The sequence below is a fragment of the Streptomyces sp. NPDC006309 genome, assembly GCF_040613095.1.
In the GTDB taxonomy this organism is placed as follows: Bacteria; Actinomycetota; Actinomycetes; order Streptomycetales; family Streptomycetaceae; genus Streptomyces.
The window spans coordinates 272,972-291,425 of record NZ_JBEXRO010000001.1 but is presented as its reverse complement, the minus strand read 5'-3'; the positions used below and the strand labels follow the sequence as shown (position 1 = coordinate 291,425).

The window sequence follows — 18,454 nt, the reverse complement described above, 5'->3', positions numbered from 1 at the left end:
AGCGGCTCGCAGTGCAGGTGTGCGCCCTCCTCCTCGGTGAAGGGGACCAGCCGCTTCGGGCCGGGCAGGAGGTCGTACAGCTCCTGTGCGGTGCCCGGCCAGAGGTGTTCGCCGTCCGGGTCGGTGATCAGGGGCGCCGTGGTGATCCGGTGGGCGACGGGGGTGACGTCGTAGCGGGAGACCTCTGTGAGCAGGCCGAACGGTGAGTCGATGCCGTACGGCCGGGCCCGCCAGTGCCAGGTCGCGGCCAGGGCCGGTCGACGCCGGCCAGGGCGAGCCGCTGGGGGGGCGGTGCCGGGGCGGGCGAGAAGGAAGTCGGTGACCGGGGTGGCTCTTCCAGTCGGGCCGGAAGGGCATCCCCCGGTCGAAGAGCATCGACTGCCGGCCCGGGCCGTCGAAGAGCAGGACGTGGTAGCCGCGGGCGACCGTCGGCGCGCCCAGCAGCGTCCGGACCGAACTGACCGGGCCGTCGCTGCCGTTGTCGGCGATGTCACGCCAGGGCGCCCTTGTCCGGGCCGCACGACGGGCGGTTCGGGGTTGGGTGACGGCACGATGGAGTGGAGGGGGTGGCCGCGGATCTGACGGGAGGAGCTCCCATGGCTCAGCAGACGGCGGCGAAGGCCCCGCCGAAGAAACCCGTGAGCACCGGCGGCGTCTTCTTCTCGTTCGCGCCGTGGATCATCTTCGGCGTGGTCGCCAGCCCTTCCACCTGGGAGTACGCGGCCCTCGCCGCGCTGATCGCCGCGATCGTCCTGTCGGGGCGGGACATACTGCACGGCAGGCTCCGGCCCCTCGACATCACCGGCATCGTGTTCTTCGCGGTGCTCTCGGTGCTGGCGCTGGCCCTGGACCGCGGGCAGCTCGTCTGGCTGGAGACGTACGCCCAGGTCATCTCCAACGGACTGGTGGCCCTCGTGGCGCTCGGATCACTGTTCGCCGACCCGTTCACCGCGCAGTACGCCCGCGAGTCGTCGCCCCGGGCCGTGTGGGACTCGCCCGTGTTCCAGCACATCAACCGGGTGCTGACGGCGGTGTGGGGCGCGGTCTTCGCCCTGATGACGGTCTCGACCTGGCTGGCCGTCCGGTACCCGGCGCAGGACGACTGGTTCAACTGGGTCGTCCCCATCGCCCTGCTGGTCGTGGCCGTGAAGTTCACCGAGCACTATCCCGAGGCGTACAAAGCGCGGGTGCTGTAGCCGGATCCGGACGGGCGGCCCCGGCGTCTATCCGGGTATGGAACTCCGTGAGCCGCCCGCTGAGCAGTCGCAGCCCGAAGGATGCCTCGTCGTCGCCGTCCGCCTGCCGGTGCGGATCGTCGTGCTGGTCCTGGTCGTGCCGGTGCGCATGGTGTGGGACGTCCTCGTGGCCGCCGGGCGGCTGCTGCGGGACACCCTGCTCAGGCCGTTCGGGCGGGCCCTGCTGTGGCTGGGCAGCGCGGTGTTCGTGTGGCCGTCCGTGGGGTTGTGGCGCTATGTCGCGGTGCCCGCCGGCCGCGCGCTGGCCTGGCTCGCGGCGGTCCTCGTCGGCGTACCGGCGGTGTGGCTGTACCGCTGGGTCCTCACCCCCGTGGGACGTGCCCTCGCCCGGCTCGCGCGCGGGGCCGGCGCCGTGCTGGCGTGGGTGTACGCGCGCGTGCTCAGCCCGGTCGGGCATGGGCTGGCCCGGCTGCTGACCGGCGTCGGCGCGGTGCTCGCCGTCCTCGGGACCGGGACGTACACGGCCGTCGCCTGGCTGGCGCGCCACCTGTTGGTCGTACCGGCCCGGTGGCTGTACACCTGGGTCCTCGCCCCCGCCGGCCGGGCCGTCGCCTGGTGTGTACGGGGTCTGGGGTGGCTGCTGGGACTGCTCGTCACCGGTGCCGGTCTGGCCCTGTACTGGACCGCCCGCGTGCTGCTGGTCCTGCCCGCCCTGGCGCTGTGGCGTTGGGTGCTCGCGCCCGTCGGGCGGTTCCTCACTGTCGTCGCCCGCGAGGTGGGGGACGCCCTCGGGCACGCCTGGCGGATCGCCGGGCGGATCTCCCGGGCCGTCGGACGGGCGCTCGGGACCCTCTTCCGGTGGATCTTCGTGGAGCCGGCGCGCTGGGTGTACCGCAGCGTTCTCACCCCGGTCGGGCACGTCGTCCGGGACGCCGTCCTGCGGCCCGTCGCCGACGGCGTGCGCGCCGTGGGCCGGGCCGGCCGGGAGGCCCTGGCCACGGCCCGCGCCACCGTGCGGCAGGCCCGCGCGGAGGCCCGCCGGATGCTGTTCGGGGGACCCGGCCGGCCGCTTCCGGCGGACCGGCGGGAACCCTCGGGCGCCGCGGCACGTAGTCTTGGTAACAGTACGACCGCTCTCACGAAGGACTAGGACACTGGGCAAGCGACAGCCCGAAGGCCCGCCGCCCGCACCCGCGGTGCAGCGCATCCGACTGCGCTACACCAAGCGCGGCCGCCTGAGGTTCACCAGCCACCGAGACTTCCAGCGCGCCTTCGAGCGTGCGTTGCGCCGCGCCGAGGTGCCCATGGCGTACTCGGCGGGGTTCACGCCGCATCCGAAGGTGTCGTACGCCAATGCCGCACCCACCGGCACGGGCAGTGAGGCGGAGTACCTGGAGATCGCGCTCACCCAGGCGCGCGACCCGGAGACCCTGCGCGTCCTCCTCGACGAGTCGCTGCCCGCCGGGCTCGACGTCATCGACGCGGTGGAGGCGCGGACCCCTGGTCTCGCCGACCGGCTGACGGCCTCCGTATGGGAGCTGCGGCTGGACGGGGTCGACCCGGCCGACGCGGAACGCGCGGTCGCGGCCTTCGCCGCGGCCGACGCCGTCGAGGTGCAGCGCACGACCAAGAACGGCGTCCGTACCTTCGACGCCCGCCCCGCCGTGGTGAGCCTGGACACGCACGGATCGCCGGCTGATAGGCCGACCGACCTGCCCTGTGCGATACTGCGGCTGGTTGTTCGGCACGTGACGCCTGCCGTGCGACCCGACGACGTCCTGTCCGGTCTCCGCGCCGTGGCCGACCTGGCGCCGCCGGTCCCCGCTGCGGTGACCAGGCTGGCGCAGGGGCTGCTCGATGAAGAGACCGGCACGGTGACCGACCCGCTCGCGCCCGACCGCGAGGCAGCCCAGGCCCTGACGGCCGCACCGGTTGCCGCCGCGACGGCGCCGACGCCGGAAGGTTCCGCGTAGGGACGGACGTCGTAGCGCCGCCCTCGTACTCGGGAGCCACCTGGGTCGGGCAGCGCACCGACCATAAGACTTTCGCCAGGCCGTACCGACAAGGCGTACGGAACCGGCGAGACAGGACACAGAGTGCTCCCGTGCGGCGCCCGCGCCCCGGACGGCGGCCACCGCGTATCGCGCGGGCCGCGGACGTCAACGGCGGACGGTCCCCAGAGACCGCCGGCGGACCAGGTGCGGCGCCCGGGAGCCTGACGGGAGAAACGCCCGCATGCTCGAGCCGACCGAACCCACCGAGGGTTCCGAACTCAACACCCCCAGCGACACCCTGCCGCCGCGCAGGCGTCGCCGTGCCGCTTCCCGCCCGGCGGGCCCGCCCGCCGGGCCCGCGGAGGCGTCCGCCGAGGTCACCGTGCCGGCCATACCGGCCGCGGACGAGGTGACCGCGGTGACCGAGAGCACCGAGGACACCCCGGACACCGAACAGCTGCCCGGGGCTGCCGCCGCCGCGCAGGCGCCCGCCGCCGAGGAGGCCGCACCGGCGCGTCCGCGCCGCCGGGCCACCCGCCGGGCGTCCGCGCCCGTGGGTTCCCCGGCGCCCGCCGAGACCGCTGAGACCGTCGTACCGGCCGCGTCCGCGGACGCCGCCGTCGCCGAGGCCGGTGTGGTCGTCGTCGGCGAGGAAGCCGCTCCGCGCCGCACCCGCCGCCGGGCCACGCGCAGCGTTGCTACGCCGACCGACGGCGTGACCGGCGCGCCGGAGATCGCCGGGGCCGTCGAGTCCACCAAGTCCGTTGACACCGCTGTTGCGGAGGAGCCCTCCGTGACGGAACAGCCTGCCGGGGAAGCCGCTCCGCGCCGCACCCGCCGCCGGGCCACGCGCAGCGTTGCTACGCCGACCGACGGCGTGACCGGCGTGACCGGCGCGCCGGAGACTGCCGGGGCCGTCGAGCCCACCAAGTCCGTTGACACCGCTGTTGCGGAGGAGCCCTCCGTGACGGAACAGCCTGCCGAGGAAGCCGCTCCGCGCCGCACCCGCCGCCGGGCCACGCGCAGCGTGTCGACGGCCGCCGAAGGCGCCTCGGGTGCCGCGGAGATCTCCGGGACCGCGCAGACCGCTGAGGCCGCCGAGCCCGCTGTCGAGGCGGAGCCCGCCGAGGAAGCCCCCGCCGGGCGCCCGCGCCGTCGCGCGACCCGTCGTGTGTCTGCGCCCACCGCCGCGCCCCCGTCCGCCGAGGCCGCGCCCGCCGAGACCGTGGTCCCGGCCGCCGCCCCCGCCCCGGCCGCCGACGCCGAGACTGCGCAGCAGCCCGCCGAGGCCGACGCTCCCGCCGCGCGTCCGCGGCGCCGGGCCACCCGTCGGGTGTCCGCGCCCGCCGGTGCGCCGCAGGGTGCCGAGGAGACCGCGGCCGTGGTCGAGGCCGCTCCCGTCGCGCAGGAGGCGCCCGAGGCGCCGCAGGTGCCGGCCGCCGAGACGGCCCAGGAGCCGGCCGAGGCCGACGCTCCCGCCGCGCGTCCGCGGCGCCGGGCCACCCGTCGGGTGTCCGCGCCCGCCGGTGCCCCGCAGGGTGCCGAGGAGACCGCGGCCGTGGTCGAGGCCGCTCCCGTCGCACAGGAGACGCCCGAGGCGCCCCAGGTGCCGGCCGCCGAGGAGGGCGACCAGGACGTTGCCGAGGAGGCCGCTCCGCGCCGTACGCGCCGCCGGGCCGCTCGCCGGGTGTCCACGCCCACCGGTACGCCGGTGAGCGAGGAGGCCGAGCAGGCCGACCAGGCGGAGGAGCCCGCAGTGCACAGCCAGGCCCCGCAGGTCCCCGAGACCGCGCAGACCGCCGAGCCCGCCCGGGCGGCGCAGGCCCCCGCGCCGGCCGCCGAGGGTGGGACCCAGCGCCGCGGCCGCCGCCGGGGCGAGCGCGCCGAGCGCGCCGCGTCCGGGTTCGCCGAGCCCGCCCGTCCGGCCGCGGCCCGGTCCGCCGAGGACGCCGACGGCCCGCGCCGGCCCGCCCGCCCCGCCGTCGCCGTCTTCCAGGCGCCGGTGTTCACCGAGCCCAGGTTCCAGACCCCGGAGCGGGCCGCCGCCGAGGCCGCGGCCGAGGCCGCCGGTACGGAGGAGACCGACGAGTACGCGGAGGAGCGGGCGGAGGAGCGCGCCGAGACCGGTTCGCGCCGCCGCCGGCGCCGCCGCGGGGCCGCCCCCGAGGAGACCCGGCCGGTGCGGGCCGTGGCCGAGGACGAGGACGAGGAAGCGGAGGAGCCCGAGGACGCCGACGAGGCTCCGGAGGCTGCCGAGGACCTCGCCGAGAACGAAGCCGACGAAGCCGACGACGCCGAGGACACCGACGGCTTCGAGGAGTCCGGCTCGCGCCGCCGTCGCCGCCGTGGCGGACGCCGCCGCCGCCGCGGTGACGCGTCCGACGGTGAGGGCGCCGACGCCGAGGGCGACGACGTAGCCGCCGAGCAGGCCGCGCAGGACGCCGAGGACACCGCCGAGCAGGAGGACGAGGACGACGACGCCGACGACGTCCGGGGCGACGACTCCGCCGGTTCCAGTTCCAGCAGCCGTCGCCGGCGCCGCCGCCGTCGCCGGGCCGGTGACACGGCTGCCGAACCCGAGCCGTCCGTCGACGACCCGGAGCGCACGGTCGTCAAGGTCCGCGAGCCGCGCAAGCCCAGCGAGCCGTCCGACGAGGTGCAGTCCATCAAGGGCTCGACCCGTCTGGAGGCCAAGAAGCAGCGCCGCCGGGAAGGCCGCGAGCAGGGCCGCCGCCGGGTCCCGATCATCACCGAGGCCGAGTTCCTGGCCCGCCGCGAGGCCGTCGAGCGGGTGATGGTCGTCCGCCAGCACGGCGAGCGCACCCAGATCGGCGTGCTCGAGGACGGTGTGCTCGTCGAGCACTACGTCAACAAGGAGCAGTCGACCTCGTACGTCGGCAACGTCTACCTGGGCAAGGTCCAGAACGTGCTGCCGTCGATGGAGGCCGCCTTCATCGACATCGGCAAGGGCCGCAACGCGGTGCTGTACGCCGGTGAGGTCAACTTCGGTGCGCTGGGCATGGCCAACGGGCCGCGCCGCATCGAGTCCGCCCTGAAGTCCGGGCAGCCCGTGCTCGTGCAGGTCACCAAGGACCCGATCGGCCACAAGGGCGCGCGTCTGACCAGCCAGGTCTCCCTGCCCGGCCGCTACCTGGTGTACGTGCCCGAGGGCTCGATGACCGGCATCAGCCGCAAGCTGCCCGACACCGAGCGGGCCCGGCTGAAGACCATCCTCAAGAAGATCGTCCCCGAGGACGCGGGCGTCATCGTGCGCACCGCCGCCGAGGGCGCGAGCGAGGAGGAGCTGCGCCGCGACGTCGAGCGGCTCCAGGGGCAGTGGGAGGACATCCAGAAGAAGGCCAAGAACGGCGGCGGCTCGAATGCGCCGACGCTGCTCTACGGCGAGCCGGACATGACCGTCCGGGTCGTGCGCGACATCTTCAACGAGGACTTCTCCAAGGTCATCGTCAGTGGTGACGAGGCCTGGCAGACCATCCACGGGTACGTCGCGCACGTCGCCCCGGATCTGGCCGGGCGGCTGTCGAGGTGGACGTCCGAGACCGACGTCTTCGCCACCTACCGGATCGACGAGCAGCTCGCCAAGGCGCTGGACCGCAAGGTCTGGCTGCCCAGCGGCGGTTCGCTGGTGATCGACCGGACCGAGGCGATGGTCGTCATCGACGTCAACACCGGCAAGTTCACCGGCCAGGGCGGCAACCTGGAGGAGACGGTCACCAGGAACAACTTGGAGGCGGCCGAGGAGATCGTGCGTCAGCTGCGGCTGCGCGACCTCGGCGGCATCATCGTGATCGACTTCATCGACATGGTCCTGGAGTCGAACCGGGACCTGGTGCTGCGCCGCCTGCTGGAGTGCCTGGGCCGGGACCGTACGAAGCACCAGGTGGCCGAGGTCACCTCGCTGGGCCTGGTCCAGATGACCCGTAAGCGGGTCGGCCAGGGCCTGCTGGAGTCGTTCTCCGAGACCTGTGTCCACTGCAACGGCCGCGGTGTCGTCGTCCACCTGGAGCAGGTGACCGCGAACGGTGGCGGCGGCAAGCGCAAGAAGCGCGGCCGGGGCGGCGACGTCCACGAGCACGTGCACGAGACCGCCGCCGTGGCCGTGGAGAGCGGCGAGGCCGTCGAGCCCGAGGTGGAGACGGCCGTGGAGGTGGCCGCCGAGGCCGCCGAGCCGGTCGCGCTGCCCGGGCCGGACTTCGAGCCGGACGAGGAGCTGTACAGCAGCGTCGCCGAGGCGGAGGCGGCGGCCACCCGTGGCCGTTCGCGCCGCCGGGCGGGGCGCCGGGCGTCGGCTCCGGCGGGCGCGCCGAAGCCGGAGCGGGCCGAGCGGGCGTCCAGGGCCGAGCGGGCGTCGCGGGCCGAGGAGGCCGAGTGGGCCGGGACCGCCGAGGCCGGGTTCGCCGCCGAGGCCGAGCCGGCCGCGGCTCCGACCGCGCAGCACGTCACCGCCGAGGAGGCGGCGACGCGCCCGGTGCTGCCCGAGCCGGCCACCGAGGCGCTGGCCGAGCCCGTGGCCGCCGAGGACCAGGTGGTCCCGGCGCCGCAGGCCGAGGCCCCGGCCGCCGAGGACGCCGCGCCCAAGGGCCGTACGCGCCGCCGGGCGACCCGGAAGGTGTCGGCCCCGGCCGGCTCCCCCGCGGGTGCCGAGGCGGCCGTCGTGACGGTGCCGGAGGCCGCGCCCGTGGCCGAGGCGCCGGCCGCGCCGCCGGTCGCCGAGGCTCCGGTCGCCGAGGAGGCGCCCGCGCCCGCCGAGTCCGCCGCACCGGCCCGCCCGCGCCGCCGTGCGGTGCGCAAGGCCACGGCGCCGACCGCGTCCGAGGAGGCGGCCGTCGTGGTCGTCCCGTCGGCCCCGGCGGAGCCCGCGGTGGCCGAGGCCCCGGTGGCCGAGGAGACCGCGGAGGAGGTCGCGCCGGCCAAGAAGACCGCCCGCAAGGCGGCCAAGAAGGCCCCGGCGAAGAAGGCCGCCGCCAAGAAGACCGTGGCCAAGAAGACGGCCGCCAAGAAGACGACGGCCAAGAAGGCGACGAAGACCGCCAAGACGGCCGCGAAGTCGACGGCGAAGAAGACCGCCACGGTCCCCACCGCCGACGACGAGGGCTGACGCCCGCGGGTGTGCGGCCGGTCCGAGTGACCGGCCGCACACCGGCCGGGCCCGGTTTGACCCCTTCGGCCGTGGCCCCGTAACCTGGACCGTCGGCGTGTCCACTGACACGCCACATCCCCGTAAACCTTCTTCCTCCCGGACGCATTGCGGGCCGGGAGAGGTCGTCCGTGCTGTTCTCGGGCGGCTGGCCTGCGGGGGTGCCGTTTCTTCGAGCGAAAGTGAGATCCGCGTGTACGCCATCGTGCGCAGCGGTGGTCGCCAGCACAAGGTTGCTGTCGGCGACATCGTTGAGGTTGACAAGATTTCCACTGCCAAGGTTGGCGACACGGTCGAGCTCTCGACCCTGCTCGTTGTCGACGGCGACGCCGTGACCAGCGACCCGTGGGTGCTGGCCGGTATCAAGGTCCAGGCCGAGGTCGTGGACCACCACAAGGGCCAGAAGATCGACATTCTGCGCTACAAGAACAAGACCGGCTACCGCCGTCGTCAGGGCCACCGCCAGCAGTACACGGCGATCAAGGTCACGTCGATCCCCGCGGCTGCGAAGTAAGGGACTGAGGAGAAATGGCACACAAGAAGGGCGCATCGTCCACCCGGAACGGTCGCGACTCCAATGCCCAGCGGCTCGGCGTGAAGCGCTTCGGCGGTCAGGTCGTCAACGCGGGTGAGATCCTGGTCCGCCAGCGTGGCACCCACTTCCACCCCGGCGCCGGTGTCGGCCGCGGTGGCGACGACACGCTGTTCGCCCTCCAGGCCGGTGCGGTGGAGTTCGGCTCCCACCGTGGCCGCAAGGTCGTGAACATCGTTCCGGTCGCCTGAATCGTCTGATTCACGGCATCGACCGAACATCTCGCGAGGCGGACCTCACTTCCCGGTCGGGAAGGCGGGTCCGCCTTTCGCGTGTTACCTAGAAGACAGATCCGCACGTTTCTGGAGGCACTGAACCATGACCACCTTCGTGGACCGCGTCGAACTGCATGTCGCCGCGGGTAGCGGGGGCCACGGCTGTGCCTCCGTCCACCGTGAGAAGTTCAAGCCGCTCGGCGGCCCCGACGGCGGCAACGGCGGCCGGGGCGGCGACGTCCTCCTGACCGTCGACCAGTCGGTCACGACGCTGCTCGACTACCACCACTCCCCGCACCGCAAGGCCACCAGCGGCAAGCCCGGTGAGGGCGGGAACCGCTCCGGCAAGGACGGCCAGGACCTCGTCCTGCCGGTGCCGGACGGCACGGTCGTGCTGGACAAGGCGGGCAACGTCCTCGCCGACCTGGTCGGCCACGGCACCTCGTACGTCGCCGCGCAGGGCGGCCGGGGCGGCCTCGGCAACGCGGCGCTGGCCTCGGCCCGCCGCAAGGCGCCCGGTTTCGCGCTGCTCGGCGAGCCCGGTGACTCGAGCGACATCGTCCTGGAGCTGAAGACGGTCGCCGACGTGGCCCTCGTCGGCTACCCGAGCGCCGGCAAGTCCTCGCTGATCTCCGTGCTCAGCGCGGCCAAGCCGAAGATCGCCGACTACCCGTTCACCACGCTGGTCCCGAACCTGGGCGTGGTCACCGCCGGCTCCACCGTCTACACCATCGCCGACGTGCCCGGTCTCATCCCCGGCGCCAGCCAGGGCCGCGGTCTGGGCCTGGAGTTCCTGCGGCACGTGGAGCGGTGCAGCGTGCTGGTGCACGTGCTGGACACCGCCACCCTGGAGTCCGAGCGCGACCCGCTCTCCGACCTCGACACCATCGAGGAGGAGCTGCGGCAGTACGGCGGCCTCGACAACCGGCCGCGGATCGTCGTCCTGAACAAGGTCGACGTGCCCGACGGCAAGGACCTCGCCGAGATGGTCCGCCCCGACCTGGAGTCCCGCGGCTACCGCGTCTTCGAGGTGTCGGCCGTCGCCCACATCGGCCTGCGCGAGCTGACCTTCGCGCTCGGTGAGGTGATCGCCACGGCGCGCGCCGCCCGGCCGAAGGAGGAGGCGACCCGGATCGTCATCCGGCCGAAGGCCGTGGACGACGCGGGCTTCACCGTCACCCGCGAGGAGGCCGGCGGCGAGCTGCTGTTCCGGGTGCGCGGTGAGAAGCCCGAACGCTGGGTACGCCAGACCGACTTCAACAACGACGAGGCCGTCGGCTACCTCGCCGACCGGCTCAACCGCCTCGGTGTGGAAGCGGAACTGATGAAGGCGGGCGCCCGCTCCGGCGACGGCGTCGCCATCGGCCCCGAGGACAACGCGGTCGTCTTCGACTGGGAGCCCACGGTCATGGCCGGCGCGGAGATGCTCGGCCGCCGTGGCGAGGACCACCGCTTCGACGCGCAGCGGCCCGCCGCGCAGCGCCGCCGCGACAAGGAGGCGGAGCGGGACGAGGCGCTGCGGGAGTACGACGACTTCGACCCGTTCGAGTAGAGGCACGCCCCGCCCGCCCGGGAGAACCGGGCGGGTGAACGGCGGGGAGATCCGCGGCGGCGGTGAGGGCAACCCCACGTCACCCCGGTGAGTCGGACAGTGCGGCACGATGAGGATCTTGGTCCTCTCCGTGTCGCACTTCTCTTTGTCCCCGACTCCCCACCGCCGACTCCTCACCGCCGACTCCCGGAGCAGACGTGCCCGACCAGCCCCGCCCCGCCCGCCGCCGCACCCTGACGCTCGCCACCGGTCTCGCCCTCGCGGCCGGTGCCCTGGTGCTTCCGGCCGTCGCCGTGCCCGCCCAGGCGGCCCCCGCACCGGCCGCGAGCGGCAAACACCTGCACGACGACTTCAACGGCGACGGCTACGCCGACCTCGCCGTCACGGCACCCTCGGCGACCGTGAGCGGTCGGAAGGGCGCCGGTTACGTCGCCGTGGTCTACGGCTCGGCGAGCGGCCTGAAGACCTCCACCCGGCAGGTCCTCAGCCAGAACAGCGCCGGGGTGCCGGGCAGCGCGGAGGCCGGTGACCGGTTCGGCAGCGCCGTCGCCACCGCCGACCTCGACCGCGACGGCTATGCCGACCTGGTCGTCGGGGCGGGCGGTGAGGACACGTCGGCCGGCACCGACGCCGGGTCGGTCGTGGTGCTCCGGGGCGGAGCGAAGGGCCTGTCCGGCGGGGTGACGCTGGCCGGCGGGAAGGAGTACGACCGGCTCGGTGAGCGGGGGCACCTGACCGTCGGGGACGTGGACGGCAACGGCGCGCCGGACGTCGTCACCGTGGTGAACGCGCACGATCTGCGGGTGCTGAACGGGCCGTTCGGCCGCGACGGCGCCACCCCGCACGCCGCGCAGCTGGTCACCGACCCGTTCGACAGCCGGGTCCTCGACCTGGCCGCCGGCGACCTCGACGGCGACGGCATCACCGACATCGCCGCCGCGGAGAACGACGGCGACGAGTGGGACGCCCGCCGCGTCGTGTACTGGACGGGCACGCACGACGGGCTCCTCCCGTACCACCTGGTGAGCGGCGCCGGTACCGGGCTCCAGGGCGGCGAACACCTCGCCGTCGGCGACGTGAACCGGGACGGTTACGCCGACCTGGTCGTGGGCCGGGCCGCCGAGGGCGCCGACAGCGACGTGGACACCCCGCTCGCCAAGGGCGGCCGGATCGCCTGGATCCCGGGCACGGCGAAGGGACCCGACGGGACCAAGGCGGTGCTCGTGAACCTGGACACCCCGGGCGTGCCGGGCACCGCCGAGCCGGGATCCGGTTTCGGCGCCGGCCTCTCGGTGGCGGACATCGACGGCGACCACTACGCCGACATCGCGGTCGGCGCGCCCGGTGTCTCCACGGGCGGACGGGTCATCACGCTGCGCGGCAGCGCCAAGGGCCCGACGGGCAGCGGTGCGAAGGAGTTCGGCCAGGACACCGCGGGCGTGCCCGGCACCGGCGAGCAGGGTGACGCGTTCGGCTCGGCCGTGCGCCTGGTGGACGCGGACGGCAACGGCCGGGCCGACCTGGTCGTCGGCGCGCCGGGGGAGAACACCAAGGCCGGGGCGGTGTGGGTGCTGCGCGGCACCACCACGGGGATCACGCCGAGCGGCTCGTTCGGCTTCGCCGGCGGCACGCTCGGCACGGTGGCCGCGGGCGCACAGCTGGGGGCCGGCTTCGGTTCCTGAGCCATGGGCGGCGGGCCGGATTCCGACCTACCGTCAGACCCGTTGTGGCGCGAGGGTTTTCCCGTGCCGTGACGGGTCTTCTGTTGTCTGCCCATTTGTCATGCTCGTGAAGGGCGTCGTTCAGCAGTCGGGCCGTCCGGCCGTGGGAGCTTCCGCATGTCCGAACCGACCTGTCACGAGGCCACTGTGGCAAAGGGAGTCAGCGCATGACCGCACCATCGCCCGACCGCCGCCGCTTTCTGACCGCGGGGGCCGCCGTCCTCGGGGCCGCGGCCTCCGCCCAGTTGTGGCTGCCCGGCACCGCCCGTGCGGCCGGCACCCCGCTGCCCGACGGGGTGTTCACCCTCGGTGTCGGTTCCGGCGATCCACTGCCCGACGGGATCGTGCTGTGGACCAGACTCGCCCCCGACCCGCTGGGCGGCGGCGGCATGCCCGACGAGGTCTTCCCCGTGGAGTGGGAGATCGCCGAGGACGAGCGGTTCCGCAGACCCGTCCGCCGGGGCACCGCCCAGGCGGGCCCCGAACTCGGCCACAGCGTCCACGTCGACGTCCGCGGCCTGCGTCCGGACCGCTCGTACTGGTACCGCTTCCGGGCCGGCGACCAGCTCTCGCCCACCGGCCGCACCCGCACCGCACCCCACCCGCACCGGCGGGGCGGCTCGCTGCGCGTCGCCCTCGCCTCCTGCCAGAACTGGCAGCACGGCTATTTCACGCCGTACGCCGACATGCTCGCGCAGGACCCCGACTTCGTGCTCTTCGTCGGCGACTACATCTACGAGTCCGCGCCGTCCGCCACGGCCGTACGCCGGCACGAGGGCAAGGGCGAGCCCTACACCCTCACGCAGTACCGCAACCGGTACGCGCAGTACCGCACCGACCCCGACCTGGCCGCGATGCAGGCGAGCGCGCCCTGGGTGGTCACCTTCGACGACCACGAGGTGGACAACGACTGGGCCGGCGAGATCCCGCAGGACCCGGACAAGCAGTCGCACGACGCGTTCGTGGCCCGGCTCACCGCGGCCTTCCAGGCGTACTACGAGCACATGCCGGTGCGCGCCACGGCCGTCCCGAACGGCCCGCACATCCAGATGTACCGCCGCCTGGAGTTCGGCCGGCTCGCCCGGCTCAACGTCCTGGACACCCGGCAGTTCCGCAGCGACCAGGCCACCACCCAGGAGGGCGCGCAGGCGCCGGCGCACACCATGCTCGGCGCCGAGCAGAAGCAGTGGCTGCTCGACGGGCTGCACGACTCCCCGGCCCGCTGGAACCTCGTCGCCTCACAGATCATGATGGCCGAGACCGACCTGCTGCCCGGCGACGGCAAGCTCTGGTACTACGACGCCTGGGACGGCTACCAGGTCGAACGCAACGCCCTGCTGGAGGAGTTCGCCGACATCCGCAACCCGGTCGTGCTCAGCGGCGACCGGCACCTGACGATGATCAGCGACCTCAGGACGGACTACGCCGACCCGGACTCCGACGTGGTCGGCGCCGAGTTCGTCGGCACGTCCATCTCCAGCAGCGGCGACCAGGACCAGGACGCCTTCCACCGGCAGTGGGACCCGCTGAAGGCGGACAACCCGCACTGGAAGCTCATCGACGCCCACCGCGGCTACCACCTCTTCGACATCCGCCGCGACGGCATCGACGCCCGGGTCCGGGTCGTCGACACGGTGCTGAAACCGCAGGCGACGGCGAGCACGCTGGCCACCCTGCGGGTGGAGTCGGACGAGCCGGGCGTCACGCTCGTGTGAGCCGGCGCCGGTTTGCCGGAGCCCGGGACGCGTCCGTGTCCCGGGCTCCGGCGCGTCGCCGTACGGGCCGCCCGTAAATCCGCTCGTGACCGGAACGCCACTGAATCCGCTGCGGGAATTCCGCGGCAATGGACTTCCCCGAAACGCTGTATTTCCCGTCTTGTCCGGGCGGTGCCGTGCCGATTTCGCGGACCGGGTGCCCTCCACGCACCGGGAGGCGAAGATCCCCCACCCCGCGGGGCTGCGCCGGCACGGCGGGGCGGGCCGCCGCTCCGGGCGCCCCTCCCGGCCCGCCTGTGGACTTACTCACAGCTAATTCACGGGGGTTCGCACCGCCCGCGGCCAATGACCGGGGGCGCAAGGTGAATGACAGGTGGCGCGCACATATGCATGGGAGGTCGCTCACCTTGCACTGCGGTTACCCGAAGTGGGACCATTTCACGGTTCCCTGTCGCCCCAAGGTAGGTCACCTGTGTCCCAGCACATAGCCAAGCCCCGTACCACCGCAGTGATCCTGGCCGGTGGCACCGGTCAGCGGGTGGGTCTGTCGATCCCCAAGCAGCTGCTGAAGATCGCCGGCAAGGCAGTCATCGAGCACACCCTGACCACCTTCGAGAACGCCGACTCGATCGACGACATCATCGTGCTGATGGCCCCGGGCTATGTGCCGGACGTCGAAAGGATCGTCGCCAAGGCGGGCTTCACCAAGGTGAAGAAGGTCATCGAGGGCGGTTCGACCCGGAACGAGACCACCGAGCGCGCCATCAGCGCCCTCGGTGAGGGCCTGGCCGAGGGCGAGGACCGCAACGTCCTCTTCCACGACGCCGTACGCCCCCTGCTCTCGCAGCGCGTCATCGACGACTGCGTGGCCGCGCTCGAGCGCTACCAGGCCGTGGACGTCGCCATCCCGTCCGCGGACACCATCATCGTCACGCGCACCCACGGCGAGGACGGCGAGTTCATCACCGAGATCCCGGACCGCTCCCGGCTGCGCCGCGGCCAGACGCCGCAGGCCTTCAAGCTGTCCACGATCCGCCGCGCCTACCAGGTCGCCGCCGGTGACCCCAACTTCCAGGCGACGGACGACTGCTCGGTGGTCCTCCGGTACCTGCCCGACGTGCCGATCCACGTCGTCGCGGGCGACGAGTACAACATGAAGGTCACCCAGCCGGTCGACGTCTTCATCGCCGACAAGCTGTTCCAGCTCGCCTCCACCGCCACGCCCGAGCAGAAGGGCGAGCAGGCCTACCGCGAGCTGCTGACCGGCAAGACGGTCGTCATCTTCGGCGGCTCCTACGGCATCGGCAAGGACATCGCCGAACTCGCCGGGTCCTACGGCGCGCACGTCTACGCCCTCGGTCGCTCCACCACCGGCACCCACGTGGAGAACCCCGAGGAGGTCGACGACGCGCTGTCCAAGGCCTACGCCGAGACCGGCCGGATCGACTACGTCGTCAACACCGCGGGCGTGCTGCGCATCGGCAAGCTCGCCGAGACCGACAACGCCACCATCGAGGAGGCGCTGAAGGTCAACTACCTGGCCCCGGTCCAGATCGCTCGCTCCGCCTACAAGTACCTGTCCGAGACCAAGGGCCAGCTGCTGCTCTACACCTCCAGCAGCTACACCCGCGGCCGCGCCGAGTACTCCCTCTACTCCTCCACCAAGGCCGCCATGGTGAACCTCACCCAGGCGCTGTCCGACGAGTGGGCCGGCGACGGCATCCGCGTCAACTGCATCAACCCCGAGCGCACCGCCACTCCGATGCGCACCAAGGCTTTCGGCCAGGAGCCCGCGGGTTCGCTGCTGTCCTCCGAGGCCGTGGCCCGCACCTCCCTGGACGTGCTGCTGTCGGAGCTGACCGGTCACGTCATCGACGTCCGCCAGCAGGACCCGACCGCGGGTGCCGCCCGGGCCTCCGGCTTCGAGCAGGCCCTCGCCTCGGTGCTGGACCGTCAGGACGGCGTGTAATAATCGAAGGTAATTAAGCTTTTCGGAATTCAGGCCTCTGTGGGTACCCGTTCACCGGGTATTCGCGGGGGCCTGTGTCCGTACCCGCACAAATCACCGGCATCCCCCGGCATTTCAGAACAAAACCGGCACTCCCCCCTCCCAGAGCAGGTTCTCCGTGATATCCACCGCTATTCGCGTCGCCCGGGTGGGCAGCGCGGCCGAGCTGGCCGCGGCGGCCCTCGTGATGCTGGGCTTCCCGGCGCTCATGCTGGCCGCGCTCGTCCCGAGCGTTCCCGCCTTCGCGGCCCTGGCCGCCGTGACGTACCTGGCGGACCACTATCTGCACCGCAAGGGCAGCTACCTGATCAACCGCCTCAGCAAGGTCCGGGCGGGACTGTCGATCCGCTTCCTGATCCGCCAGCTGCTGCTGATCCTGCTGCTGGCCCGGCTGTCCCTCTCGGACGACCTGATCTTCTACGGCGCGGTCGCCTGCTTCATCGCCTTCTACGGTCTCCAGGCCCCGCACGGCGCGCTGGTCACCCTCATCCGCAACCGCCGCCGGATGCCGGTCGCCACCCGCAACATCGACCTGAAGTCGCGCATCCGCATCCCGGACGCCCCGCCGCGCAGCCTGCTGCACCGCTCCGCGGAGAAGATGCTCCACCTCGACCTGTTCGCGGTCGTCGGCGTCCTGGTCTCCGCCGAGGCGGGCTCCGCCGTCGCCGGCTTCACCGGCATCGGTCTCACCGCCGGCCTCGGCTGCCTGTACGTCCTCGTGCTCGTGCCGTTCGTGCGCGGCCGGAAGACCCCGCCGAAGGCCGACGTCGTCCTCGCCGCCGTCGACGACTGGCTGGCCGCCTACCGGCCGCAGACCGTTCTGTACTTCTCCGGCTCCCGGGACTCCGCGTACCAGGTCAACATGTGGCTGGAGACGATGGAGCAGCTGGACACCCGGCCGCTGATCATCCTGCGCGAGCGCGCCATCCTGAACAACCTCGCGCCCACCACGGTCCCCGTCATCTGCGTGCCCGGAGGGGTGCACCTGATGAACCTGGACCTGTCCACCGTGCGCGTCGCGCTCTACGCGGCCAACGTCGGCAAGAACATCCACCTGCTGCGCGTGCCCACCATGAAGCACGTCTTCATCGGCCACGGCGACAGCGACAAGCTGGCCAGCGTCAACCCGTACAGCAAGGTGTACGACGAGGTGTGGACCGCCGGCCGCGCCGGCCGCGACCGCTACGCCATCGCCGACGTCGGCGTCCGCGACGACGACATCGTCGAGGTCGGCCGCCCGCAGCTCGCGCCCATCCGGTCCTGGCAGGGCGTGCCCGGGGACCGCGTCCCGACCGTGCTGTACGCCCCCACCTGGGAGGGCTGGGACGGCAACCCCGGCAACACCTCGATCGTGCTCGCGGGTGAGAACATCGTGACCCGGCTGGTGACGGCCGACCCGCCGGTCCGCGTTCTGTACAAGCCGCACCCGTTCACCGGCACCGTCAGCAAGGACGCCAAGGACGCCCACCAGCGCATCACCGCCCTGGTCGAGAAGTCCGCCGCCGAGCGCGCCGCCGACCCCCGGTTCACCGCCGACACCGCCGCCATGGCCGCGGCCAAGGCGGAACTGACCCGCATCGAGGCCCGGCTCGCCGAGCTGGCCGGCGCCGGCGGCACCAAGGGCGACGAGGCCGAGGCCACCCGCGACGGCATCGTGGACGCGCACCGGCACGAGGAGATCGCCCGGCTGCGCGCCGAGTGGAACACCGCCTACTGGCGCTCCTTCCCGTCGTACGAGCACCGCGTCATCACCGGCGCCCAGCCGCGTCTGTACGACTGCTTCAACGTCTCCGACGCGATGGTCTCGGACATCTCCTCCGTGGTCTCCGACTTCATCGCGAGCGGCAAGCCCTACGCGGTCACCGACTCCGGCGAACTGGGCGCCGAGGAGTTCAGGCGGCAGAACACGGCCGTGCGCGCCGCGGTCATCCTGTCCAACAGCGCGGCCGAGCTGGGCGGCCTGCTGGACGCCGTGCGCGACCCGGCCGCCGACCCGCTCGCGGACGCCCGCACGGAGCTGAAGCAGTACCTGCTCGGCCCGGACGAGCCGAAGTCGATCGACCAGTTCAACGCCGCCGTCGGCGACCTGGCCCTCAAGGCCGAGGCCCGCAACGTCGGCCAGGAGTCCCGGCTCGGCGCGGCCAACGCCGACCCCGCCGAGTCGGCGGAACTGACCAACGCGGTGCCCGGCCAGCGCGCCGCGTCGGCCGGCGAGACGGACGGCGTGAACGCGGGCTGACCCCCGCGGCCCCACCGGGCCCCCGAGGCACACGCCTCGGGGGCCCTCGTCTTGCCCGGCTCTT

The 18,454-nt window shown here is 73.2% G+C and carries 11 protein-coding genes; all 11 read left to right on the top strand.

Translation table 11 applies throughout. The annotated features are described in order from the left end of the window. Positions 1 to 596: 596 nt before the first annotated feature. Positions 597 to 1,196: a hypothetical protein gene (locus tag ABZ117_RS01310; protein ID WP_356816292.1), complete on the top strand. Its 600-nt coding sequence runs from the start codon at positions 597 to 599 to the stop codon at positions 1,194 to 1,196. Between the two features lie 37 nt (positions 1,197 to 1,233). Continuing rightward, positions 1,234 to 2,346, top strand: coding sequence for a hypothetical protein (locus tag ABZ117_RS01305; protein WP_356816291.1), 1,113 nt, complete (start codon positions 1,234 to 1,236; stop codon positions 2,344 to 2,346). Positions 2,347 to 2,392: 46 nt separating this feature from the next. After that, complete coding sequence (locus tag ABZ117_RS01300; RefSeq protein WP_356816290.1) at positions 2,393 to 3,169, top strand: TIGR03936 family radical SAM-associated protein; 777 nt, start codon at positions 2,393 to 2,395, stop codon at positions 3,167 to 3,169. Between the two features lie 262 nt (positions 3,170 to 3,431). Further along, positions 3,432 to 8,309 carry an Rne/Rng family ribonuclease gene (locus ABZ117_RS01295; RefSeq protein ID WP_356816289.1) on the top strand — a complete coding sequence of 1,626 codons (4,878 nt, stop codon included), beginning with the start codon at positions 3,432 to 3,434 and terminating at the stop codon, positions 8,307 to 8,309. A gap of 232 nt (positions 8,310 to 8,541) precedes the next feature. Continuing rightward, positions 8,542 to 8,862, top strand: a complete 321-nt coding sequence (gene rplU, locus ABZ117_RS01290) for a 50S ribosomal protein L21 (protein ID WP_030749991.1) — start codon at positions 8,542 to 8,544, stop codon at positions 8,860 to 8,862. 14 nt (positions 8,863 to 8,876) lie between these two features. Then, on the top strand, positions 8,877 to 9,131 hold the full coding sequence (gene rpmA, locus ABZ117_RS01285; RefSeq protein ID WP_061922958.1) for a 50S ribosomal protein L27: 255 nt from the start codon (positions 8,877 to 8,879) through the stop codon (positions 9,129 to 9,131). A gap of 127 nt (positions 9,132 to 9,258) precedes the next feature. Next, positions 9,259 to 10,707: a GTPase ObgE gene (gene obgE, locus ABZ117_RS01280; protein WP_356816288.1), complete on the top strand. Its 1,449-nt coding sequence runs from the start codon at positions 9,259 to 9,261 to the stop codon at positions 10,705 to 10,707. Positions 10,708 to 10,904: 197 nt separating this feature from the next. Then, a complete protein-coding gene (locus tag ABZ117_RS01275) occupies positions 10,905 to 12,389 on the top strand; it encodes an FG-GAP-like repeat-containing protein (RefSeq protein WP_356816287.1) in 1,485 nt (494 codons plus the stop codon). A 206-nt stretch (positions 12,390 to 12,595) separates the two neighbouring features. Beyond that, the gene (locus ABZ117_RS01270; RefSeq protein ID WP_356816286.1) at positions 12,596 to 14,143 is read left to right on the top strand and encodes an alkaline phosphatase D family protein; all 1,548 of its coding nucleotides are present in this window, start codon (positions 12,596 to 12,598) and stop codon (positions 14,141 to 14,143) included. A gap of 472 nt (positions 14,144 to 14,615) precedes the next feature. After that, positions 14,616 to 16,112, top strand: coding sequence for a bifunctional cytidylyltransferase/SDR family oxidoreductase (locus ABZ117_RS01265; protein ID WP_356816285.1), 1,497 nt, complete (start codon positions 14,616 to 14,618; stop codon positions 16,110 to 16,112). Between the two features lie 157 nt (positions 16,113 to 16,269). Then, positions 16,270 to 18,390: a hypothetical protein gene (locus ABZ117_RS01260; RefSeq protein WP_356816284.1), complete on the top strand. Its 2,121-nt coding sequence runs from the start codon at positions 16,270 to 16,272 to the stop codon at positions 18,388 to 18,390. Positions 18,391 to 18,454 lie beyond the last annotated feature (64 nt).

Coding starts and splice junctions, on each gene's coding strand:
- ABZ117_RS01305 (WP_356816291.1), top strand. CDS start 1,234: ATGGAACTCCGTGAGCCGCCCGCTGAGCAGTCGCAGCCCGAAGGATGC.
- ABZ117_RS01270 (WP_356816286.1), top strand. CDS start 12,596: ATGACCGCACCATCGCCCGACCGCCGCCGCTTTCTGACCGCGGGGGCC.
- obgE (WP_356816288.1), top strand. CDS start 9,259: ATGACCACCTTCGTGGACCGCGTCGAACTGCATGTCGCCGCGGGTAGC.
- rpmA (WP_061922958.1), top strand. CDS start 8,877: ATGGCACACAAGAAGGGCGCATCGTCCACCCGGAACGGTCGCGACTCC.
- ABZ117_RS01310 (WP_356816292.1), top strand. CDS start 597: ATGGCTCAGCAGACGGCGGCGAAGGCCCCGCCGAAGAAACCCGTGAGC.
- ABZ117_RS01295 (WP_356816289.1), top strand. CDS start 3,432: ATGCTCGAGCCGACCGAACCCACCGAGGGTTCCGAACTCAACACCCCC.